The sequence below is a fragment of the Novosphingopyxis baekryungensis DSM 16222 genome (genome assembly GCF_000420305.1).
GTDB lineage: Bacteria > Pseudomonadota > Alphaproteobacteria > Sphingomonadales > Sphingomonadaceae > Novosphingopyxis > Novosphingopyxis baekryungensis.
The window spans coordinates 264,469-287,963 of record NZ_ATUR01000003.1; the positions used below are offsets into that span (position 1 = coordinate 264,469).

Annotated in this window: 19 protein-coding genes; 9 read left to right on the plus strand and 10 right to left on the minus strand. The window is 56.3% G+C overall.

The genetic code is table 11. From position 1 onward, the window contains the following. The first annotated feature begins 83 nt into the window (after positions 1–83). The 6 genes from G410_RS0105035 to G410_RS0105060 all read left to right on the plus strand — a co-directional run bounded on the left by G410_RS0105035 (position 84) and on the right by G410_RS0105060 (position 6,679). Positions 84–728 carry a polysaccharide biosynthesis/export family protein gene (locus G410_RS0105035; RefSeq protein ID WP_022672561.1) on the plus strand — a complete coding sequence of 215 codons (645 nt, stop codon included), beginning with the start codon at positions 84–86 and terminating at the stop codon, positions 726–728. A gap of 42 nt (positions 729–770) precedes the next feature. Next, on the plus strand, positions 771–1,985 hold the full coding sequence (locus G410_RS0105040; RefSeq protein ID WP_022672562.1) for a hypothetical protein: 1,215 nt from the start codon (positions 771–773) through the stop codon (positions 1,983–1,985). Next, positions 1,982–3,427 carry a GumC family protein gene (locus G410_RS15730; RefSeq protein WP_022672563.1) on the plus strand — a complete coding sequence of 482 codons (1,446 nt, stop codon included), beginning with the start codon at positions 1,982–1,984 and terminating at the stop codon, positions 3,425–3,427. Before G410_RS0105040 ends, G410_RS15730 begins: the two co-directional genes overlap by 4 nt. Positions 3,428–3,455: 28 nt before the next feature. Next, positions 3,456–4,241 (plus strand): CpsD/CapB family tyrosine-protein kinase, encoded by a 786-nt coding sequence (locus G410_RS0105050; protein WP_022672564.1) that lies wholly within the window; start codon positions 3,456–3,458, stop codon positions 4,239–4,241. Positions 4,242–4,463: 222 nt separating this feature from the next. Beyond that, entirely contained in the window at positions 4,464–5,831 is a 1,368-nt protein-coding gene (locus G410_RS0105055) for an oligosaccharide flippase family protein (RefSeq protein ID WP_022672565.1), read from the plus strand. Between the two features lie 29 nt (positions 5,832–5,860). Then, a complete protein-coding gene (locus G410_RS0105060) occupies positions 5,861–6,679 on the plus strand; it encodes a hypothetical protein (RefSeq protein ID WP_022672566.1) in 819 nt (272 codons plus the stop codon). 76 nt (positions 6,680–6,755) lie between these two features. On the opposite strand, the gene G410_RS0105065 is transcribed toward G410_RS0105060, so the two are convergent. After that, positions 6,756–7,910 carry a glycosyltransferase gene (locus tag G410_RS0105065; RefSeq protein WP_033317360.1) on the minus strand — a complete coding sequence of 385 codons (1,155 nt, stop codon included), beginning with the start codon at positions 7,908–7,910 and terminating at the stop codon, positions 6,756–6,758. A 246-nt stretch (positions 7,911–8,156) separates the two neighbouring features. On the opposite strand from G410_RS0105065, the gene G410_RS0105075 reads away from it, so the two are divergent. After that, entirely contained in the window at positions 8,157–9,356 is a 1,200-nt protein-coding gene (locus G410_RS0105075; RefSeq protein ID WP_084488980.1) for a DUF1996 domain-containing protein, read from the plus strand. 48 nt (positions 9,357–9,404) lie between these two features. Here G410_RS0105075 and G410_RS0105080 read toward each other — a convergent pair whose 3' ends face one another. Genes G410_RS0105080 through G410_RS0105090 form a run of 3 tightly spaced genes read right to left on the minus strand, consistent with a single transcriptional unit; the run spans position 9,405 to position 12,288 of the window. Next, positions 9,405–10,067, minus strand: a complete 663-nt coding sequence (locus tag G410_RS0105080) for a glycosyltransferase family 25 protein (RefSeq protein ID WP_156851862.1) — start codon at positions 10,065–10,067, stop codon at positions 9,405–9,407. Then, positions 10,064–11,266, minus strand: coding sequence for a glycosyltransferase (locus G410_RS15735; protein ID WP_022672570.1), 1,203 nt, complete (start codon positions 11,264–11,266; stop codon positions 10,064–10,066). The genes G410_RS0105080 and G410_RS15735 overlap by 4 nt, the downstream gene beginning before the upstream one ends. Then, positions 11,263–12,288, minus strand: a complete 1,026-nt coding sequence (locus tag G410_RS0105090) for a glycosyltransferase family 2 protein (protein ID WP_245559302.1) — start codon at positions 12,286–12,288, stop codon at positions 11,263–11,265. The genes G410_RS15735 and G410_RS0105090 overlap by 4 nt, the downstream gene beginning before the upstream one ends. A gap of 168 nt (positions 12,289–12,456) precedes the next feature. Between G410_RS0105090 and G410_RS0105095 the strand changes: the two genes are divergently transcribed. Then, complete coding sequence (locus G410_RS0105095) at positions 12,457–13,563, plus strand: acyltransferase family protein (RefSeq protein WP_022672572.1); 1,107 nt, start codon at positions 12,457–12,459, stop codon at positions 13,561–13,563. A 16-nt stretch (positions 13,564–13,579) separates the two neighbouring features. On the opposite strand, the gene G410_RS0105100 is transcribed toward G410_RS0105095, so the two are convergent. From G410_RS0105100 to G410_RS0105110, 3 genes are all read right to left on the minus strand, one after another. Beyond that, positions 13,580–14,938: an O-antigen ligase family protein gene (locus G410_RS0105100; protein ID WP_022672573.1), complete on the minus strand. Its 1,359-nt coding sequence runs from the start codon at positions 14,936–14,938 to the stop codon at positions 13,580–13,582. Positions 14,939–14,950: 12 nt separating this feature from the next. Continuing rightward, on the minus strand, positions 14,951–17,437 hold the full coding sequence (locus G410_RS17335; protein ID WP_022672574.1) for an AMP-binding protein: 2,487 nt from the start codon (positions 17,435–17,437) through the stop codon (positions 14,951–14,953). A gap of 97 nt (positions 17,438–17,534) precedes the next feature. Continuing rightward, the gene (locus tag G410_RS0105110; RefSeq protein WP_022672575.1) at positions 17,535–18,896 is read right to left on the minus strand and encodes an exopolysaccharide biosynthesis polyprenyl glycosylphosphotransferase; all 1,362 of its coding nucleotides are present in this window, start codon (positions 18,894–18,896) and stop codon (positions 17,535–17,537) included. Between the two features lie 700 nt (positions 18,897–19,596). On the opposite strand from G410_RS0105110, the gene G410_RS0105115 reads away from it, so the two are divergent. Beyond that, positions 19,597–20,616 carry a fatty acid desaturase gene (locus G410_RS0105115; RefSeq protein ID WP_162604074.1) on the plus strand — a complete coding sequence of 340 codons (1,020 nt, stop codon included), beginning with the start codon at positions 19,597–19,599 and terminating at the stop codon, positions 20,614–20,616. A gap of 223 nt (positions 20,617–20,839) precedes the next feature. On the opposite strand, the gene G410_RS0105120 is transcribed toward G410_RS0105115, so the two are convergent. From G410_RS0105120 to guaB, 3 genes are all read right to left on the minus strand, one after another. Further along, a complete protein-coding gene (locus tag G410_RS0105120) occupies positions 20,840–21,364 on the minus strand; it encodes a PilZ domain-containing protein (RefSeq protein WP_022672577.1) in 525 nt (174 codons plus the stop codon). Positions 21,365–21,515: 151 nt separating this feature from the next. Next, positions 21,516–21,764, minus strand: a complete 249-nt coding sequence (locus G410_RS0105125) for an XrtV sorting system accessory protein (RefSeq protein WP_022672578.1) — start codon at positions 21,762–21,764, stop codon at positions 21,516–21,518. 226 nt (positions 21,765–21,990) lie between these two features. After that, complete coding sequence (gene guaB, locus G410_RS0105130; RefSeq protein WP_028971091.1) at positions 21,991–23,445, minus strand: IMP dehydrogenase; 1,455 nt, start codon at positions 23,443–23,445, stop codon at positions 21,991–21,993. Positions 23,446–23,495: the final 50 nt, after the last annotated feature.

Sequence of the window (23,495 nt, forward strand, 5' to 3'; positions counted from 1 at the left end):
AGGTTAATGGCATGGTCAAACTTCATGGACGACCTTATAGGGTGTCGCAGCAGGCTGTCGATCACTGTTGGAGTACCTCTTGAATGTTCCGTATTTTGCTTTTCGCGATGATCAGTTTTTTTGGGGTTTTTTCCTCAACTGTAGCGGCGCAGGAAGTTGCTTCATCGCCAGCGATCGCTGAGGAGACGACGCTGCAGAATGCGCCGACCCCGCAACAGGGCAGGCCATATAGGATCAATGCGGGCGACGAACTGGAAATCTACGTTTGGGGCGAAGAACGGCTCCAGCGCACGGTCAAGGTCCTGCCCGATGGCACGGTCGCCTTTCCGCTGGTCGGTCGTATCAACGTGCAGGATCGTTTGCCTGGTGAAGTTGAGGCGCTGATTACACGGGGACTCAGCAGCCAGTATCGCGGCGAGGTTCCGCAGGTGACTGTGTCGGTATTATCGCCATCGGGGCTGCAATTTTCTGTCATGGGCCGGGTCAATGCGCCCGGTACTTTCACTCCGGGCCGTTACATCAACGTGTTGGAAGCCCTGAGCATGGCCGGTGGACCAAGTGAATTTGCAAATCTCGACAATATTCTGATTATCCGCAAATCAGGGTCGGACCTCGGCTCCAGGCGGGTACGCATGTCACAATTGTTCAAAAGCGGCACCGATCCGAACAGCATCAACGATGCGAATATTCCCCGTATCGAAACTGGCGATACCATTATCGTTCCTTGATAGCCGTTCGCGATCTTGGGAATTCGATTTGGGGGAAAGTTCATGCAGAAACGTTCGTTAGTAGTTACCGCAGCCCTGGCTGCGTTTTCAACCCAGGCACTGGCTGATAATGTGACACGAGTGACGGCGACCGTCTCTGCTGGCGCCTCTGTGAATACAAATCCCTTTCTCCTCGAGGACAGCGAAACCGCACTGAGCGGCATTATAACGTTCAACCCTCGGGTCTTTATCGAGGGCGACCGCGGGGAGGTGACGGTGAGTGGGCTTGCTCGTGTTTCGCAATATTCCACCAATCTTGGAACCGACGCAGCATTTCGTATAGGATCAGACGCCGTATATGCGGTGGATGGACGCACCTCCATTACCGGTGGCATTGCGCTGCAAACTGCCCGTAATGCGTTTCAGAACTCACTGCTTGCCAATGCCGGCGATCTGGCCTTGCCTGGTGCCGAGTTGGAACCGGATGTGAATTTCGTTGATCCTACTGTGGCTGGCACAAGAACGCGTACGTCGTCTATTAACGGCTCTCTTGGCGTAAATCATACGCTCAATGAGGTCAGCTCGATCGGTGGGCAGATTGGCAGCAACTACACCTTTTTTGACAATGGCGTCGGCTTTGATTTCAAAAGCTATTCTGCGTCAGGTAGCTACGCCCATCGCGTCTCGCCAAGAACATCGCTGAACGCGGGCCTTGCCGGCACACGGGTTGATTATCTCGGCCGTTCTGTGGGCGATACGAAAATCCTCTCGCCCAATATAGGCGCTACACAGCAACTGACCGAGACGATGGTTCTCACGGCCAATATTGGCGCTTCTTTTGTTTCGACGGAGAACGGATTGGGCTCCTCTACCTCGCAAACCTTCCTTTCAGGTTCAGTCAGTTTGTGCGATCGCGGCTTGAACCAGGGCTTTTGTGCGGCGTTGAGCCGTAATGCATCTCCAACAGCATTGGGCACCGTTCAAGCAACGACATCTGCTTCTCTCAGCTTCGATCAGAAGCTTTCACGAACGGAAAATGTGTCGATCTCGGGTCGCTACAGCCAGTCAGATCAAAACAACCTCTCCGCCAACAGCGTCAGTTTCCCGGGCAACAAGGTGGTTGGCCTAACCGGACGGTACAGCAAGACCCTGAATGAGCGGCTCTCCTTGTATGTCACGCCGGTCTACGGCAAAATTTTTGGAACGTCGCCTGATCGGTCCGCAAATTACGGTCTGACCGCCGGCATAAGCTATCGTTTGGGACAACTAGGCCGATGAATAACAATCCCTATGACATTTTGGATGAAGAAGCTGCTGGAGGTGGTAACTTTCTGCAGCATCTCCCCACGATCCTCTGGCAGCGCAAATGGTGGATCATTGTCCCTCTGATCCTCGGCATTGTCGGTGCTGGCGCAGCTATTCTGCTGATACCGCCTACTTATCGATCCAATGCCATCATGCTGGTGGAATCATCCCAACTGCCGCAAGAGCTCACGGGTATGGACGGTACAGACCTGATCGATCGTCGCATCGCAGCAATCCAACAGCAAATTACGGCGCGGCCAGATCTAATCGAACTCATAGAGCGCTATGGTCTCTATCCGGACAAACGCGGCAGTGCACCGCTCTCGGAACTCGTCGACGATATGCGCTCCTCGATCAGTCTTACACCGACACAAGCGGCCGCTGCTGGCAATAGCCGCGAACGGAGCACCATCGCGTTCGAACTTGCGTTTGAATCGAGCGAGCCGGTGCAAACACAGGCTGTCACGCAGGATCTCATGGACCGCGTGTTGCAACTCGATGCCCGCGGCAATGCGGAGCAGGCCACCAACACCGTCCAGTTCTTGACCGATCAGGCCGCGACCCTGGAGACGCGCATCTCGGAAGTGCAATCACAAATCGCACAGGTCAATGCACGTAACGGTGCGGTGCTGTCGGGCAATGGTATGATGATCGGCGGTGACAGCGGTAGCTACGACGTGCAGATAGCCGCGCTTCAGCGTGATAATCAGTCGCTTATTCAACAACGCCAGATGGCCCAGAGCAGTGACCAGCGTGATCCTATCGTCTCCGCAGCGGAGCAACGGCTGGCCAGTGCACGTGCCGTTTACGCCGAAACGCATCCCGATGTTATCTTCGCCAAGCAAGCATTGGCAGAGGCTCAAAAGCTTGCAAAAAGCAACACGAAGAAAATTCCCGTCGATACGATCGATCAGCAGATCGCATTCAACAACAACCAGATCGCGACGCTGCGCGCGGCAAAAGCAAATCAGGTTGCGCAGATGAATTCGCAACTTTCAGCGCAATCGCGGGCACCCCTCGTGCAACAACGCCTGAGTGAAATGCAGCAAAGCCTCAGCGCGCTGAATGCACAATACGAACAGATTCAAAATCAGCTGCTGAGTGCGCGAGCGGGCGTCCGCGCTGAGGACGAACAGATGGCCGAGCGTCTGTCTGTTGTGGAGCCCCCTGTCGTTCCGGATGAACCGATCTGGCCGAACCGCCTGTTGCTGGCGGCGGGTGGCATTCTTGGTGGCCTGGGCCTCGGGATTCTGCTCGCTTTCGCGGTGGAACTCCTGTTTCGCCCCATACGTGATCCTAACACGCTTAAGAATATCTTCGGTGTCTCACCACTAGGTGTGATTCCGGTGATCGAGGTGCGTCAGCCCAAGCGAGCTTCCCGTAAGGGTTGGCGCCGCTTCGTTCCAGCGCGCTGAATGACATACCGATTTCAGGGTAAAAGCCATGGCCGAACATAAAATTACGACCGATCGACGGTCGATCCTTCACCTGTCCGACCTCGCGGAGATCACACCGAGCAAGGACGCCGTGAGCGCGAACCGCATCGTCGGCTTCAACAGCCGTGATTCACGGGCCCGCCCGTTCAGCCTGTTGCGCACCAGCCTGATCAAGAAGCTGAAGGAAAATAATCATCGCCTGGTGGGCATCACCTCCGCCAGCCCGGCGGCCGGCAAATCCTTCCTTGCTATGAATCTGGCCAGCTCGCTGGCACGCGTGAGCGAAGAGCCGGTGTTCCTCGTCGATCTCGATCTGCGGCGCGCTTCCCTTTCCGAATATCTCGGCACCGCGCCGGAAGTCGGGGTGGAGAGTTTCATCGAGCAGAAGACCGACCGCCTTGGCGATGTGGGTTACAGCATATCCGGCACCAATCTCGGGCTTTTTCCCTGCGTTCAGCGTGACCAGGATACGGCCGAGCTTCTTGCCGGCACCGGATTCAGCCGGATGATCGAGCAGTTCCGCAACGAAAGTGAAGCGTCGATTATTCTGTTCGATTTGCCCCCGGTCTTCGCCAATGACGATGCCATGATCATTTTAGAGCAGCTTGATAGCTACATCATGGTGGCCGATGCAGGGAAAACCACGCGCAAACAGGTGGAAGAGGTTGTCGCGATGCTGCAGCCCACCCCATGCATCGGGTCTATCCTGAACCGTTACAAAGGCGGGTTCGGCGATAGTTATGGCTACGGCTACGGCGGTGCCGACTATTCGCGCTATTATGAACAAACTTGACCGTCAGACCGTCTTTAACAAGTAGATCGTTTCAAACGGGCGGATATCAACCAGCACTCAGGCAGGCCCTCTGCGTAGGGTTATGCGCTTTTTGATAGTGACGCAGTTTCAGCTAACGCGGTCGGGCTAGATATACGCTGCAGTTATTTTGATAGATTCGAGAAAGAGGCGGCAATTTTGTTAAGTCGTGCTGTATCTTCTGTCTGGGAATGGGCCAGCATTTTGCGGAGCAGCCGCGCAGTCCGCGATAGCAGTATCGTCGGTGCGGTGCAGTTCGCAACGCAAGCTATCCGCTTTCTCAGTAACATTATTTTGGCCGCCTTGCTCTCGCCCGTCATTTTTGGATTGATGGCGATCGTCACAACAATCCGCACCGGCATTGAACTGCTCAGCGATGTCGGGATTGGTCAAAGCATCGTCGTTTCAGATGATGGCGCAAAACAGGAATTTGTTGAAACTGCTTGGGCGCTGAAAATCATCCGAGGTATTGTGCTGACGTTGGTCGGTGCTGCCGCCGCATTTCCCGTTGCCTGGTTCTACGGGAAAGCTGAACTCGGGCCGCTCCTGCTCGTCGGTTCACTTACATCTCTTTTCAGCGGGTTCGAGCGTCCCGGAGGAACATTGTGTGAGCGCGATCGAAAGATGGTGCGCGTTGCCATTTTCAGAATTGTCGTGGCGCTCATCGGTTTTTCATGTGTGGTGTTTTTCGCTTGGATGATACCCAGCGCAATGGGATTGGTCATCGCTGGTGTCGTAGCTTCGGCAATAGGCGTCGTGGTAAGTTTTCGAATATTGCCGCTGCCCGGTTATCGTCCTCGCATATCGCCAAAATACCGCTCCAATATCATGTCCTTCGGCAAATGGATTTTCCTGTCCTCCGTCATCTATTTTTTCGCCAGCAACTTTGATCGCCTATATCTTCCAGCTCAGATTCCGGTGGTAATCTTCGGGATATACAGCATCGCCAGATCGCTTACCGAAGCGATCGTTCAGATGGCGGTTCAGGTCAATCGCCTCGTCGTGCTGCCCGCCGTGGCGCGCTCGAAGCATCTGCTTCACACCGACCGCGGACGCTTGGGCAAATTACGGTTCCTTGGCTTAGGCGTGGTCGATATCGGGCTAGGCGTTGCCATCGCCTCATCGGATATCATCATCGATCTGCTGTTTGATCCCCGTTATGCACTGGCAGCAACGATTCTGCCGATCCTTCTGCTGGGTTCGTGGTTCTCGATCCACGCATCGGTGACGGAAACGACCTTGCTCGGCGCCGGTCATTCTCGCCCAATGGTGGGTGGCAACTTTTTGCGGCTGCTGAGCACGGCCATTGCGCTCCCTCTCGCGTTGACGACATCCGGCATGGCCATTGCGCTGCTGATCATCGCCTTGGCCGATGCACCGCGCTATCTCTGGCTTAGCTGGTACGCCAAGAGCAAGAATGTCCTGTTCGGGTCGCAGGATGCCATGTTGCTGCTAATGGCGTTGATGTCAGCAGTCCTAATTCGGGTATTGCTCAATGCCGTGGGCCTGGCCGACGGTTTCATTTCTGCCGTGCAGTGGGACGGCTTGGCCTATCTCAACGCGGCCGGTTAAGGCCTCATCTTCCACCAAGCGAGTATATAATGAGCGATATGGAACATCAGTCGGGCAACATCCCTCATTTGAACTCCCTGTGGGTCGGGCCGCGGCTGAATTATCTGGAGCGTCTGTGCCTGGCATCGGCCAAGCAGACCGGCCATGAATTTACGCTGTGGAGCTACGATCCCGATAATCTGGACGGCGTACCGGCGGGCACCGACGTGCGCGATGCGGCCGAGGTGATGCCGCAGGAACGCCTGCTGCGCTATCGGGACAGCGGCTCGGTCGCTCTGGGTGCCAATCTGTGGCGGATCGAGCTAATGGCGAAGGGCCTTGGCTGCTGGGTAGACATGGACTTCATTTTCCTGAAGCCCTTCGATTTTGGCAGCAATTATCTGTTTGGTCTTGAATATGAGGGTTGGATCAACAACGCCGTAATCTATGCGCCATCGGATTCCGCGCTGGTCCATGATCTGCAGACCATTCCGACGCCCAATACCGTGCCGCCATGGTGGGGCCCGAAACGGCGTCTGAAATTTTACTGGCAGAGATTCCGTGAGGGTCCAATCGAACTGGAAGACTATCCGTGGGGCACCTTCAGCGCCGGATTGCTGACCCATGCCATCAAAAAGAATGGGCTGATCGACCGCGCGCAATCCCCCGATATATTCTACCCGGTCCGATACAAGGACGCGCTTGCTTTGTATGAACCAGCGGAGGTCGTGGAAGCGATGGTGACCGAAGATACGCGTGCGGTCCATATGTGGCACTCGCGGCTTCAAGGCCTGCGCGATGCGCCGCCGGCACCGGGAACTTTCATCGACAAAATGTGCCGCCGCTTCGATGTGGACCCAACGTTATAGGAATATCTAATTTTGTCGAAAGGTTTCTACTATTCATCTCCACCCTTTAAACAAAATGATACCATCAGGGTAAATATTATTGGAGACCAATCAGGCGACGAAGCTTGGGATATACTTTGTCGGCGGTATAGTTAGAAAGGACGTAACTACGTGCATTAGAGCCGATGCTTTGACGCAATTCAGGGCTGTTTTTCATGTCGAGAAGGTGCTTCGCCATGGCATCTGTATCGCCCTCGTCGACAAGCCATCCGCGTTCACCGGATTTCACGTGTAGCTTCATTCCACCATGCGTTGTGACAATCGGTACAAGGCCATGTCCCATTGCCTCGACGAGGGATACCGCCTGAGTTTCAATTCCCTGACGCGGCAAAGTCATACCGTGCTGAAGGAAGATATGAGACTTTGCCAGAATCTTTAGAGTTTGGTCATGTGTCAGAGCTCCATGCACGACAACACGGTCTTGCAACCCGGCATCTGCAATCGCCTTACAAACGTCCGCCATTTGCGGCCCGTCGCCCACTATCTCCAAGATCATATCATCAGCTCTACGCGCCGCTTTAGCAAAAGCTTCAATACTCTGCAGCGGGCCCTTCTGCGCTGTAAGCCTAGAGACCATCACAATTCTGGTAGGGCTTGCAGCACGTTGATCAACCGCCGTAAAACAATCGGCATGGACTGCGCATGGAATGACTTCGGTTTCTTCTGGCGCACCGAGGTCGATCATGCGGTCCCGCAATATAGGCCCCGCAGCAGCAAGGCGCACACCGGATCGGAAGAACCGACGGTAGCGTACGCGCCACTGAGGCATTTGGCCCACGACATTAATGTCCCACCCGTGACTAATGGATGTCAGCGGCAGCCCCATCTTGCGCGTCACTGACGAAACCATTGCTGCAGTATTGGCGAACTCTGCAAGAACATGCGTGACAGAATTTTCGATGAAGAATTTTTGAATTTCCGATTTCTGTGCTCTATTCAAATGATATTGTCGGATCTCATCTAGCTGCCTGACAACTGTTCTCAGCAACGGAATGTCTGGGCCAACCCAGTTTTTAGGCCTGACGATTTCTATTACCGGCACATCAGTTTTTGCCTTTTCTCCGGTCGTTGAGATATGCACGACCACTGTTTTACCAGGCGCAATCGCTGCAATATGTTCATGGAAAAAAGTGACAGATGCGTGATAAAGATCTGGTACTACAATAGCCAGAACAGGCTGCTTTACTTCCATAAACAATCTTTCGACGATTCTTATTAAGACGATTTTTTCAAAATACGAACATAGTGGCTTTGACGTGCCCCCAGCTTCCCACCAGATGTGATCAGAGCGGAACCGCGTTGTCGCGCATGAGTGTGGTTGAGGCAATGGGCTGCGTAGCATAGCTGACCTCGCCTTCTGCAGGGCCAGACATGGAAATAAGAGCTTGAGCCTCGTCCTGCTCACACATTTTTAAACCTTTCTTGCCAATTTCAGGAAATGACCAATCTTGACTCAGTCGTCGTTCGTGCACAGCGTCGCATCATGATAACGATCATGCTGTCCTGTTTCATGGCTTTGGCCAGCTGCGGAGGCGAGGAGGGTTCGGCTTCACCTTCGCCAGTAGTTTCGGTTCCGGCAAGCAATGCTCCGACACCCGTTCCCGTACCCACTCCGACACCAGCGCCGGCCCCGTCACCGACGGCGGAGCCCGCGAGATCAGGCAGCGAGCTTATCGCGGAAATACCATCCAATTTCGCTGTGGCTTCCCAGCTTGGCAAATATCGCAGCACGGCGAGCAATGCCCCGGATGTTGTGGGTGCGTTTCGGTTCCTCTGCGGTCCCGGAGATGTCAAACGCTTCGATCCTATTGTTTACCCCGGCGAACAAAATGCTGGGCATTTGCATCAGTTTTTCGGCAATACCGAACCGTCTCCCGACAGCACTTATGAAAGCCTGCGGACGACAGGGGATAGCACCTGCCAGAACAAGCTTAATCGCTCTGCCTATTGGGTTCCCGCGCTCCTGAACGGAGAAGGTCAGGCCATTCGCCCAAGGCATGCTTCGATTTACTACAAGCGGCGTCCTGCGTCGGATCCTTTCTGCACCCAAGCGTCCAAGAAGGGCTGCGTCGGCCAGCCCCACGGCATCAAATATATCATCGGCTATGATATGCTCGGCGGCGAAACGACCGGCGGCCCTTACATCAATTGCAAGGGCGACAAATATGCCGATTTTGACGAGATGATCGCGCATTGTGGTGACATCACCGAATTCAAACTTATTGTGAATTCGCTCGATTGCTGGGATGGCAAACATCTGGATACACCCGATCACCGCGCTCACATATCGGGCATGATCCGCGGTAGGGAGACAAATTATCAGAGCCAGTGTCCCGATGGCTATGACTACATCATTCCACGGTTCACATTGTCCATCGCTTACATCCTTCCGCCTGGGACCGACGTTACCAAGCTCTCGCTTGCCAGCGATCATCACGCGGGGACGAAGCCTGGCGGTTCTTTTCACGCCGATCTTTGGGACGCATGGGACGGACCCACGAAGAAGGCCTGGACGGAAAATTGCCTGGATCGCATGCTCAATTGTAGTGACGGCAATCTCGGCGACGGCACGATCATGGCGCGCGGCCCCTATTACCCCACGGACAATTACAAGGTGCTGGTGCCCATACCGGAATAAGGCGTTGGCTTTGCAAACCTTGCCTGCGATGGCGTTTAGCGAGCGGGCTTAAGCTGCACCTTTCAGCCTCGTAAAACGCTTGCGTACGCTGCGCTGAAGGCTCGCGAGTTGCCGAACAAGCGGTAATTTGTCAAACCAAGCCAGTGTCGCGATGTCGCTCCGCGAAGGACGCTGGACCGCCATCGGGGGGATAGCGAAACGCGTTTCGACATCGGGATAGGCCCGGCGAAACCAAACATAGGCGGCATCGATCGGTGGATGGATACCATCGTAGCGGAGCGCTTCCAGATATGCGCTAACCTGCTGCGCACCGTCGCGTGAAAAGCCCATCATATGGGCGTCCTGTATATCGCTGGTTGCCAGATCTTCCGGATTGGCGGCGGTATAGCCTCCGTAAAATATGTCCCAGCCCGGCACGGCCTCCTGATCCGAAGCGCCTGGACGGAAATCGCAATCATCTTCCAGTATCAGTACCGACTCTCCGGCAGCGGCGGCCTCACGGAGAATCGCCTTCTGGCTTTCATAGACCCCGCGCGCACCGATCGACGTGAACTGACCGGCATCGTCCGGGCGAAACGCCGGAAAATAGCTGACGCGCGGATCACCGGCCAATCCGACCTTGGCCAGTTCACGGTCCATCTCCCGTCTGCGATCCTTTCGGCTAGCCAGATTGACGATCCGTACCCGATCAAACTGCTCCAGCACTCTCATCGAGCCTCCTCCCCGCCGACTAAGCTCGCCATGGTCGCAGCGGCAGTCTCAAGCTGAAAACAGCGGACCACTTTCGCATGACCCGCCTCACCCATCGCCTGCCATGAGGATCGGCTGGCCAGCAATTGCCGCAATTTGTCCTCCAGATCGCTCCAGTCCGAAGGCGTGAACATCATGCCGGTGCGGTTCTCTTCTATCAGCTCCGGAATGCCGGCGACGCGGCTGGCGAGAACGGGTTTCTGCAAAGCCAAGGCCTCGATCAGGACAACGGGTAATCCCTCCATCAGACTGGGCAGAACCATCACGTCGGCATTTGCGATCTCAGCAAGCGTATCCTTCTCCACCAGGGCACCGGTCAGCCTGATGCGATCGGTCAATGCGAGTTCGTCGATCCGTGCCCGCAATTTTTGCGATGCCGGTCCATCGCCGACAATGGTGAGAGACCAGTCGATACCGTCGCTCGCCATGACGGCAAGCGCCTCCAATAATCCAAAATAGCCTTTTTCTGGGGAGAGCCGGCCAACGGTTATCAATCTTGGTATGTCGGAAGCGGCAGCGGCGCGGCTGACGTCCGGAACATTGCTCATGTCGATGCCGCAGCGCACGATGTGCATGCGCGGCCAGAACTCCGGCTCCACCAGGCGCATGGCCTGCGCTTGCATGAAAAAACTCGCGCACGCCACGAAATCGGCCCTGCGCAGCTTGTCGGGCAGAAGCGCCCCGGCGGGATGGTCCGTCTCCGAGATACCGTGGAGCGTCAAGCTCCAGGGTATGCGCAGAAAATCGGCCGCGATCATGCCCACCGTCGCTCCGCTATTGGCGAAATGATTGTGGAGCCTGTCCGCGCGATGTCGGTGCAACCCTTGCGCCAAAAATACCGCTTCGACAAAATGAAATTGTGACCAGAGCAGACCGCGCAAACCTGCCTGGCAATGGGTACAGGCCAGTTTCCAGCTGGAGAAAAAACGGAAAAGGTTGAACTTTAGTGCCCAGAGGAGAGCCGCGAGATAGCGGAAGGCACCATGGCCGAGCAGACTTTCGACCATCTCTCCCGCTGCATCCGCGGATGATGGCGCCCGATGCTGAACGCTGAAGGGAATGACATGGATGCCCAATGCGCGCAGCCCGCTTACCTCCCTGCGGACGAAGGTATGCGAGGGCGCGCCATAGTCGCTGACCAGATAGGCAATGCGTATCATTTGTAGAAGATCGCCCCTTGCGTACCACCGCGTAACGCTTTGCTGCCGTAACGCAGCACCCCGATCGTTTCGGGAATTTTGCCCAGCAGCAGATGAAAAGCCCGCCGCCCCCCCTTGCGCACGGTGAGCCTCACCATTTGCGTACTCCAGATTAGCGGGGCCATCAGAAGACCCCACGGCCCGATCAGCGCAAATGCCAGAAGAGCCACCAAAACGACGCCAAGAGTCCAGAAAAGCGCGCTTGTCACTTCTCGCAAATAAAGGTGTTGTCCGGATTTGTGCATGACCTGCGCATAGCCGAAACCGCTCCGGACCGCGCGCATCCACCATTGCCGCCAATGATGCATATCGGCGTCATGGATCGTCATCGGCTCGCCCAGCCGCCAGATCGTCCAGCCATTCGATCGCAGTCTCTGACAAAGCTCAGGCTCCTCGCCTGCGATCATGATCGGATCGAATCCACCGACAGCCCGCCAGGCTTCCACCCGGTACAGCGCGTCGCCGCCGCAGGCATTGGCCTTGCCCACCGGCGTGTTCCATTCCTCATCGCACAGTCGATTGTAGAAACTAGCGTCCGGATAGCGCTCACGTCGCCGCCCGCAAACGGCTGCAACCGAAGGCTTTTGCGCTAAAAACTCCGCAGCGGCGGCCAACCAGCCCTGCTCCATTTCACAATCGCCGTCGAGAAACTGTATCATCCTAATGTGGGGTTCCAGCTCCAGCAATCGCGCCGCGCCTTCGTTGCGCGCGCGCGCAGCCGTGAAGGGCTGCTGCATATCCAAATTTACCACCTCGGCGCCGATCGAACGGGCAAAGGCCACGCTGCCGTCGGTGGACCCGCTATCCACATAGACGATCGGCAGATCAGACGGAATCGAACGCAGACCGAGCACCAGCCGCTCGCCCTCATTGCGTCCGATCATGACGACCCCGATAAGATCGACCATGCCTTCGCGAGCGGTTGCCGCCATATGGTCCGGCCCGCCATCAGCACTGGTGCCGGCTAATGTAGAAGACATCATGCAATCAAATCCCAAGGCTGGTCGTCGTCAGTATCCAACGGCGCGTACCAACCCTCCCGGCACTTCATGACGATCCTGATGCCGGTAAGGCATAGACTTTACGTTGCTGCAAGGCCACTGCGATTAGAGATATGTGGCAATATGAAACGCTCGAGCTCCACGAGGTAAATGTCCAAGCTTCACACCGAAACCGCAACGCCCCGCGCGGCAGCCACATCTCTTGGAAAGATTCATTCGATCCAGCTGATGCGCGCTGTCGCCGCGATGCTGGTGGTTTTATATCATGGACAACTCGCTTGGACGAACCGGTTCAGCGCATCCGAGCAAAGCCTTGAAACTTACATTTTCGGCTTTGGCGCCGTGGGCGTACATATATTTTTCGTAATCAGCGGTTTTATCATGGTCTATACCAGCCGGTTCTCCGGCGGGTTCGATGGCAAGGCATTCTTCCGGCGCCGGATACTGCGAATCTACCCTATATACTGGATCAGTGCAGGCCTTTATCTCTCCATATATTGGCTTATCGGCCTGCCCTATGCCCTGGAGCCGGGTAAAGTGATCGGCGCCCTGCTGCTTCTGCCGGGCCATGGCGCTGCGATCATCGGACCAGCCTGGACACTGGTTTTCGAGCTGTTTTTCTACCTCTGCTTCGGCACGGCGATGCTTCTCGGCCTCAACCGCGGTCTATTGTCGCTCAGCGCTTTCTTTCTGGGTGCCATTGTCCTGGGCGTCATCATTCGATGGGACAGCCCGGCGTGGCAACTCATCACCAACAGCCTGCTAATCGAATTTCTGGCCGGCGCATGGATCGGCTGGCTGCTCGTGAAAAATCGCCTGCCCGAGGGCGGTGGCCCCTTACTCATCGCGCTCTCGATCGCAATCTTTGGCGCAGGCATGTTTTATGGTTATGACCGCATGCCGTCCGTGCTTGTTTGGGGACTGCCAAGCACTTTGCTGGTTGCCGGCTCCATCATGACCGAGAAAGGACGAACGGTCGTACCGCTGGTGCGCAAAATGGGTCATTTCGGCGATAGCAGCTATGCGCTTTATCTGATCCACATCCTCCTGATCACCTGCGCCGTGGCGTTGGCCGATATCCTGCCCTTCCTGAAGCGGGTCGATCCGGCTCTCATGTCCATTCCGATAGCGCTCGTGTCGCTATGCGTCGGCGAAGCGCTTCACCACAAGATTGAACGTCCGCTGCTCAAACGTCTGAACCCGCGCAGAAGCTTGATCCCGGAACGCGAGCATCCCGCCGAAACGGCGCAGCGCTAAATTTGGCTCGGTCGGTTTAGCCGAATTGCGGCTTCGGTTTGCCAGACGGCCCGGACCCTGTGGCGATCATTCGCCGTTTCATTCTCAGCTGCATGGATTTCTCACGCTCCACCTGGCGGATCATACCTGCGATGATGCCGAGCGCGATAGCGAACAAATATTGTGCGCTATAGGTGATAAAGACCCATTCTAAGAAACTGTGCGCGGCGGCAACCATGATCGCAACCGTCATACCCAGAACGATCTCGCCTCTTGGATCCTTGCGGTACTGAAAAGAGAATTTCAGCCCTCGGAATATCGCCAGCCCTAAGAGAAAGGCAAAACTGACGATTCCAAGCCAGCCAGTCTCCGCACCAATCAGCAGATAGATATTATGCACCTTGGCAGACCGGCTTGCATAGGTCGCCACCACGCCAGCGCGATCATTATAGCCAGCTGAATTGGCAACGACGACATACTGGTTCGCACCGATGCCCATGGGATGATCGGATAAGATTGAACTGGCGGCGCGCTCGAAGGCTTCGCGCTCCTCGTTGGACCCGGCTGTGTTGGGATTGACGGCAAATCGTTCAGCGAAGCTTTTTAACACGATTGGGGAAATCGCGAGCGCAGCGACAAGGACGATCGCGACAATCTTCCATTTGTGGACGGTGATGCGCCGGAAAAGCGAGAGCAACAAAAGCAGAGGAATGCCAGCGCCGATAAACCCAATAGTGCCGCGCGATGCGCCAAGAGCAACCGCTAGCAAGGCGGCCAGAACCCCCAATATGATTATTTTCCTTCTATCGCCGCCAAGAAGAAGGGCTAACAGGGGCAAGGTGACGAAATGAAGCATCATGCCGAGCAGGTTCTGATGACCTACACTGCCCGAAGCCTGCACAACACCGGACAAGCGCTGATCCACGGTGAGAACGCCTTGGAAGATTGCTCCGTACGCCAGGCCCAGCGCCATCCAGCGGACGGCAGAAGGCTTGCCCGCAAAGCTCGCCACGGCCACAAAAAGGATGAACATTCTAGCGAGCTGAAACACGTAAAAACTGGTGCTCATCGCCAGTTCGGAAAACAGCATCGATAGCATGACCGCAAAAATATAGGCCAGGAAGGCAAACATCAGCGGCAGGCGCTGCCAAGGCCGCGCGCTTACCGCGATCATTGCGATCGCGAGGGTATCGAGCAAGGATATGACGTGGCCCTTGGCATAGCCTGTCCATGTCGGCCAGCTGATGAGAGCCGCATCCAAATTCAATGCGCTCATCGTTAACGGCAGGATACCGAACAGAAAATAGGCCCAGTTTCTCTGTTGCGGATACGCTTTCAGCATACTGATAAAGATCGGTATGGACAGAAACACGAGAAGGATGCCGACAAAGCGCATGGGTGTATTACTCTAGTTCGTTCCGACGCGGCCGAACATCATCCTGTGGATGCGCCGGCCGAGCCAGACCATGATGGCTGCAAAGAGCCCCACCGGAACAACAGTCGAGATCAGCCCCGATATGCCGTAGCTTTCCAGCGCTGCCTTTATCGGGATCACCATGCCGTGCCCGATGAATATGGGAAAAGCCAGCATTCCACAGATAATGGCAATACGCATAAATGTGGTCGTGCGCCAATGTTCGGCGCTGTGAATACCGCCAGCATAAAGCAGAAGCGCGGCACCGGCAAAAGCAGGAATAGCGACTATTTCGCCGGCATTTTGCGTCCACCCGCCCGGCAATGAAGCGACCAGCAATGCGCCCAGTGCGCCAAGCGCAGCGCCCCATTTGGCGCACAAAGCGCGAAGGTCCGTGGCATCCTTAAACTGCTGAAGCCAGAGCGCAGCCGCAAGGCCAAGCGCCGCCGCAGCCAGCAGGCGCGGATAGGCATAGGGCGCAACGAGCATATGCCAGCCAAGGCTCGCCCAGCCGGTAAACGGGTTCACCGGCATCAGGAAAGATAGCAGCAGAAAGACGCCGTAAGCGGCAGCGGCGAGCATCAGACTGCCGAACACGCGGTCGCGCGTTGCCGCAATCCGCCGCAGCCAAAAAAGCGACGTCGGCACCATTAGCGCATAAAACAGGATTACTTCGTAAAACAATTGCTCGGGCCAGATCGGGCCGAACCCGGTACCGGTCGCAATCAGACGCCACGTCTGTGCACTGGCGATCAACGCGACACCGATGACGAGCAGCCGAGTATTGGCCCGAATGCGCTGGCGCAATCGATCGCGACCGGAATCGAGCCTGCCGAAGAAAAAGAGCCCCAACCCCATGCCATATACCATGGCAAAGCCCGGCGTACCGATACGCAAAAGCGGCGCCGTAACAGACCAGATGGCCGCGCCCGCCGCCCCGGTCCGCTCGACGAAGAACGGTCCCCAATGGGACACCACGATAAGCAATGCGAACAGACCGCGCACCGCATTCAGTGCGTCTGCGCGGATGGCCCGGATATCCATGCGCTGGCGGGATGGCGTGCCATCCAGTGCAGCGGCGATCTGCCTGACGGTTTCTCCGGCGAACATGCGCTGCATGACTTCTGGCGGCAGACCGGCTTGCTCGGCCCTGATCATGACCGACACGGCTGACAGCGAGTCGCCGCCAAGATCGTGAAAACTATCGTCCCGGTCCACTGACAGCCCCAGCGCATCGGACCAGATCATGGCGATGCGAGCTTCCTGCTCCGTCAGGGCGCCGTCATCGCTCGCAGCTATCGCCTCCGGGGCAGTAGCCATCGCCAGCTGGGCCTGCACTCTGTCGGCCAGCTGTTGACGTTGCAGCTTGCCGGTTTCAGTGCGGGGCCAGGCGTCCAGCTCCACCAGCTCGACATCGCCCGCACGCAGGCCCGCTTCGGCCACCGCATCGAATATGCCGGGTGAAAGAGCGACTTTCTGTCCCACCATGGTGACCACCGCCAGCTTTTCTCCGCGCAGAAGGTCCTTAATGACGCAGGCGGCCACAGGTGTGTCAGGAGGAAGCTTTTCCATAAGCTGCCGTTCGAACAGCTCGGCAGCAATCTTGACGCCGCCGATATTGGCAACATCGTCCGCACGTCCACGGAAATGCAGCCAGCCATCACGCATGACGCCCAAATCGGCCGTGCGCAGCCACCCGTTTTCGTCCACCGGAAGTGGATCACATGTGCCATCTGTCACAATTCCGGAAGCGAGATGCGGGCCGCGCACCTCAATCCGCCCATCCTGCGCGATCCGTATGGCACCCTCGCCAACCGCATGGCCGACGCTGCTTAACACCTCATCGGCCGCCTGATCGATACGCAGAAAGCTGGACCGGGACGCTTCCGTCAGCCCGTAATGCTGCAATATGATCGCCTCAGGAAATATCTCCGTCAGGCGTCGCTTTTCTTCGGCCGCCATATGCTGGCTTCCCAGCTCAAGCCACCGCAGCCGGCGCCCCGCCGCGCCGATAATGTCAGGATTGGCCAATATGGTGCGCAGCTGGGTGGGCACGGCGGAAAGAGCGTTAATCTCACCATCGCGCAGCATATGAGCGATTTCATCCGGTCGGAAGCCATTGTCTGGCAAAAAAACCGTGCCGCCTGCAGCCGATACGGCCCGGACACGGCCAAGCCCAAAGCTGTAGGTGACGGGAACGCCGACATATTCGCGAACGGAGGCATCCAATTCCATGCTTCCGATCAGCCGGTCGACCGTATCGCTGATAGCGCGGCGTGAGATCGCAATGGCTTTGGGCTGGCCTGTGGTCCCGGACGTCGTACTGATTTGCGCCAGCTTGGCCGAGGCGTCCGGCACGAACACGCCTTCCCACCATCCACCGCCCGGCGCAGCCTTCAAGAGCGCTGCCTCTTTCAGACCAGCACCTGGCGCCTCGCCAATCATCAGGATCTTGGCATCTTCCCATGCGCGCGCGGCCACGTTTAGAAACGCTGTTCCGCTTGTTTTCTCGATTTTAACGAGCTGCGACTGAGGTATCCGTTCGGGCGAAATGGTGATTGCTTCGGGAACGAGGGGATCAATAGGCATTTTTGTGCACCACCACCCGCGCAGTTTTCAGCAGGATCATGATGTCTGTCCATAAGGACCAGGTGGCAAGATATTCCAGATCGCAGCGGACCCTGCCCTCAAGATCTTCAACTTTGTTCGTGGCGCCGCGATAGCCGCGGATCTGCGCCAGACCGGTGATGCCCGGCTTCAGCGCGTGGCGAAGCCAATATTGGCGCGATGCATGCCAGAACAGCGCGTTGCCCGCCATGGACCCGAGCGCATGCGGCCGCGGTCCAACCACACTCATCTCTCCGCGCAGCACATTGAGCAACTGCGGTAGCTCGTCGATGCTGGTGCGCCTGATCCAGTAGCCGACCTTCGTCACGCGGTCATCGGCCCGATCGGCCGATCGGTTGCCTTCCTCATCCGCGGTCTCGCAGCGCATGGAGCGGAACTTGAAAATCCGGAATTGTCGATTGCCCTGCCCCACCCGCACCTGGCGAAAGAATATAGGCCCCGGGCTATCCAATTTGATGGCAACAGCGACCAAAATTAACAACGGCAATAAGAAGACCGTCGCCAGCGAAGCCACCACCAGGTCAAGCGAACGCTTCTGAATCCTGCTCATAAGGCCCAGCGGCCCGCGCGACAGAATGATCGTGTCACTCTGGTCATAGGTACCGATCGCCACCGCGCCATGCAAAAGATCGCGATCAAGCAGAATTTCCCCGCCGACATCATGGCCTTTGAGAAAGGTGGCCCAGCTTGCACGATGCTCAAAAATGCAAGCGACGACGACGCGATCATAGGGAGAAATCATGCGTGACAGCGTATCGATCATCGTAGGCGTGTTGAGATCGGGCCACAGCCCGACATCGGCCACATTGATAACATGCGCCGGGCCATCGGGCTGAGCTTCCAAGCCATCCAAAATCAGAATGGTGGCAACAACCGATTCCCCGAGAACGCGTTTGACGAGAAAATCCATGAGGACTTTCGACAACACAATGAAAAAGGCTGCCGAAGCAAAGGTGATGATGAGCCCGAGGCGCGAGATATCATCCAGCTTGAGCAGAAAAATAAGCCCAACGACGACGACGCCTGTTACCAACAGCGCGCCCAAAGAACGCTGAATGGCGAGAAGCCGGTGCTGAAGCGTTTCAACGCACTGGGCCGACCGCGCAATTTCCATCATGACGAATATTGGCAGCATGATAATCACGATGGAATGGCCGCCAGCAGCCAACCATTGTTCGGAGCGCAGTTCCAAGGCGCACAAATAGCCAAGGATCACAGCACCGATATCCAACACCAGGGACAGCATATACAGCAGAGTCCTGCGGTCCCGGGCAGATGTCGAGCCATTATGTTGGCCGTCCGCGTCCAACATTGTTTGCCTTTGGCCGACTATCTCTTTCGGAATTTCCACCTGCACTCCCAGTGCTACAAATATATTACTGTTACCGTCGAACTATTTCAAAATGTGAAAAAGCTCATCGATCTTGAAAAGAATATATTGCGACGACCGTCACATGCGACGATCCGGAAAATGGTCGCGAAGCGCTAGAATGCATCGCATAAATTCCACATCTTCACGGTCGCCTGGCTCCAAAGAATTGGCAGGTTCCCCATATTAACAACCGTCTGGCCCTACCCTAAAATCGGCGAGGCCGAAAGGCGATACCGCGCCGGACAATCGAACGCAAACGCGGTGAAAACCCCTGGTATCGACAGCCCCACCATTGCAATTACTGGCCAAGACGATGCCCTCGGCTGAGCTGCCATGATAATTGAATTCGTTTAAGATACCGGTAAAATTGCAAAACCGGTGATAGAAGCATGCGGCAGATCGCAGTTCTCCGGACTTAAAGGCCCGTGTGCCAAGGCCTCTTTACCTGCAGGGGCAGGCTACAGAGTTCCCAGTTCCCGAAACTCATTTGCGGCGTTGTTTGATGAAATGACTTACGCGGCGCATTAACGATGAGCCCGCCTGGTTGCTCACCGACGCCGTCTGACCCATTTACCTTTGGTTGATGAAGGGGCGATATATCGCAAGGCATTCGGCGTGGGATGGGATGCGGGTAAAGACCATGAAATATCCTAACAGTCCAATATCGGGAACGCTCGCTTCGCGTCAGTCGGGCATGGATGAAACTGATTATCAGGGTCGAAACACCCCGACGGGCAAAGCAAAGTCCCATTATGCGCGCTTCCGCAGCGATCCCCATTACCTTCCAAAATATTATATCTATACTATCGCGTGTCTCTGGCCGCTGACTCTGCTCGCGGAGTTTTTCACAGCGCATGTGCGCAGTATCGATCATATAGCGTTCTGGATCGTGGGCATGCTGCTGTTGATAGCCCCAAGCTTTTCCCTCATTTTCGTCTCGGGCCTATATTTTATGCTTTTGGCCGCGTTCATGCCGACAGGATTCCTGAATCCGATCGCGCTTGCTTGTATGGCATTCGGCATATTGTTGGGCATTATGTCAGCAGCCCTGATGCATAATGCAGCGCATGATAATTTCCCGCAAACGTGGCAAAGCCGCTTGATCGGGGAAATATGCGGTTTGTTTCAACTCACCGGATTTGTCGGATGGTCAATATCGCATACGATACATCATTCCGCGCCGGACAATCCAGAAAAGGATGCCCACGCCCCAGGTCACTTGTCTTTCGGCAGCTACATGACCAGCATGGGCACTTTGATGAAAGACAATCTAACGAACAAATATTTCGAGATATTTGGCGTCAACCGCGAGACCAAACGAACATGGTCCCTTCTGGGTCGCTTTCTACCAGTCGTGCGATACACAAGAGTGTTCTTCATATTCGTTCTGATGGGACCGGTTTTATTCGCCACATTCTATGTTCCGTTTAAAATCGCAAACGCCTTGATCTATGGCGATTTCAATTATCGAACCCACAGGCCGATGTCTGACGGTAGCTTTGAAGTTCTCAACCTGAATCACAATGTTTGGCTTCGGTTTCTGAACGCCATCTCGTTCGGGTCATATTTTCACAAAAACCATCATCGCTCCCCTAATATCTTCAACCCGCGCTACGCTAGGGATGACGGCAAACCGTTCATAACCCATCGTGTCGATTGACATTTCGGCTGACCTCGAGCTTCGATGGAGCACGGCCGTCTAGCGGGTGTTAACGTTCCACAATTTATCGTGGCCAATTCGAGACAGCCATATGCTCTGATGCTGGGTAATCGCTGATATGCCCGCTTGTCTTCTTTGGCCTGTTGCAGGTCATGTGCCCGCAGTCCACGTGGCGGCTTAAATCACTTGAGTAGGCCAAGTGACGCAATCGGCGATGCTAAACTTATCCCGAGATCAGAACGTAAGCGACAGCCGCTATTAGCGCCCAAAGAACTAACGCGATCGTAAAAGCCGCCGAAAAATTGATCGCAGGCTCGATCGGGCGATTTTTGTCATAGATGGGCGCAGTTTCGATCGAGTCTTTTTCCGCGGTTGGCAAATCTTTTGTGGGTGGCGACTTGAGCAACATCGTGCTGATGTCGCTTTTTGAAATCGGATCGAAAAATTCGCACCCAACGAACGGTCCGCTTTGCCACACGACACAGGCTGCTACAGCGCCGACGTCGGGAAGATTTATTTCGACTCGGTCTTTCACGCTCAAATTCGACGACTCGGTTTCCAGGAGCAAACCGCGGAACGAAATGTTGCGAATGATGATGGGAATTTCAGTATTCCCATATGACCTTGTCGTAGCTTGCAAGCGCAGTCGGCGGCGCTTCGCATCGCGCCGGTTCGAAGGGCCTGCGAGATCAACAGAGCTTTGACCGCCGAGATCATCAATCTTCGTCAGTGTCGAAATTTTGTACATCTGCAGATATTACAGACTGGTGGTTAAGATGCGGTGTGCGTGCAGCAGAACTGCGCAGCAGAAACGCTGCAGGCAGATGAAATCACTCAGGCTGCATTAGATCCTTCAGCCGACATTCTGGACGATGTCCAAGCAAGCGCAGCCAGGACGATCATTGCCGCAAAAAGGGCAACTTCACCTTCAAAACAATGAAAATATACCCAATTACGGAGCCGAGAATGATCGCCGCTACAATGTCATAGCCTTCATTACCGACGTAATTGGCCACGGCGCATCCTACAGCCGGCGGAATATACTGCCAAAGCTTGTCCCGAGGTTCATCTTCGGATGATCGCTGCATCAATAAGGTCAGCAGGCCCGCAAAGGCGAAAACCGTGATCCAATCCCAAAATGTTTCCACAAACCGGCCTTTTTACTGAGTGACTGAAAACGCGCCGTGAGGGATATCTCTATGGCCGCTTGCAGCAACGTGTATTTACAGGATCTAACAGTTCATCGCCCCCGTGAAAAGACCGGGCTTGGCAAGACAAAGCCGCCAAGGTCCCGCTCAATACAATGCGACGCCCGGAAATTTGATCGAACTATCGACCTTGGCCGTCGCTTGATGCGGATATGCGAGGCACGCTTTACCGCGTCGGGTAGTTGGGGGCTTCGCGGGTGATGGCCACATCGTGGACGTGGCTTTCCTGCAGGCCGGCATTGGTGATGCGGACCATGCGGGCCTTGCGCAGATCGGGGATCGTGTGGCTTCCGGTATAGCCCATCGCCGCCTTCACGCCGCCGACCAGCTGGTGGATCACGTCGCGCGCGGTGCCTTTATATGGCACCTGCCCTTCGATGCCTTCGGGCACCAGCTTCATCTGATCCTTGATATCCTGCTGGAAATAGCGGTCGGCCGAGCCGCGCGCCATGGCGCTGACCGAGCCCATGCCGCGATAGCTCTTGTAGCTGCGGCCCTGATAGAGAAAGGTTTCGCCCGGCGCTTCCTCGGTCCCGGCCAGCAATGAGCCGACCATGACGCAGGACGCCCCGGCGGCCAGCGCCTTGGCGACATCGCCCGATGTACGCAGGCCGCCATCGGCGATGATGGGCACGCCATGCTTCTGGCCTTCTTCGGCACATTCCAGAATAGCGGTAAGCTGCGGCACGCCGACACCGGCGACCACACGGGTGGTGCAGATCGAGCCCGGCCCGATGCCGACCTTCACGCCGTCCGCGCCGGAATCGATCAACGCCCTGGTGGCATCGGCGGTCGCAACATTTCCGGCGACCACCTGAACCTCGTTCGACATCTTCTTGATCGCGGCCACCGCCTCGCCGACCATCTTGCTATGGCCGTGCGCGGTATCGACGATAATGACGTCGCAGCCCGCCTCGATCAGGGCGCGGGTGCGGTCCAGTCCCTTGTCGCCCACGGTGGTGGCGGCGGCGACGCGCAGGCGGCCCGTACCGTCCTTGGTCGCTTCCGGATTCATCACCGCCTTCTCGATATCCTTGACCGTGATCAGGCCGACGCAGCGATACTGATCGTCCACCACCAGCAGTTTCTCGATGCGGCGCTGATGCAACTGGCGCTTGGCCTCTTCCTGCGTCACACCGGCTGGCACGACGGCCAGATTGTCCGCCGTCATCAGCTCGGCCACCGGCTGATCGGGATTGGCGGCGAAACGCACATCGCGATTGGTCACGATGCCGACCAGCTTGCCGTCCTTTTCCACCACCGGAATGCCGGATATGTGATTTTCCGCCATGATCGCCTGCGCCTGCGCCAGGGTCGCTTCCGGCTGGATGGTGATGGGGTTCACCACCATGCCCGATTCGAAGCGTTTCACCTGCCGCACCGCAAGGCACTGCTCCTCGATCGACAGATTGCGATGGAGCACGCCCAGGCCGCCCATCTGCGCCATCACGATCGCCATCTGCGCCTCGGTCACCGTGTCCATCGCGGCGGACAACACCGGAATGTTCAGCTCGATCGCCTTGGTGATGTGCGTGCGCGTGTCGGCCTGGCTCGGCACCAGATCGGACGCAGCTGGCTGCAGCAATACGTCGTCGAAGGTGAGACCAAGGGGGATATCAATCATGTTGGGTGCTGCCTGCCGGAGGATTCGTGGCAGCCCATGTAACGGCA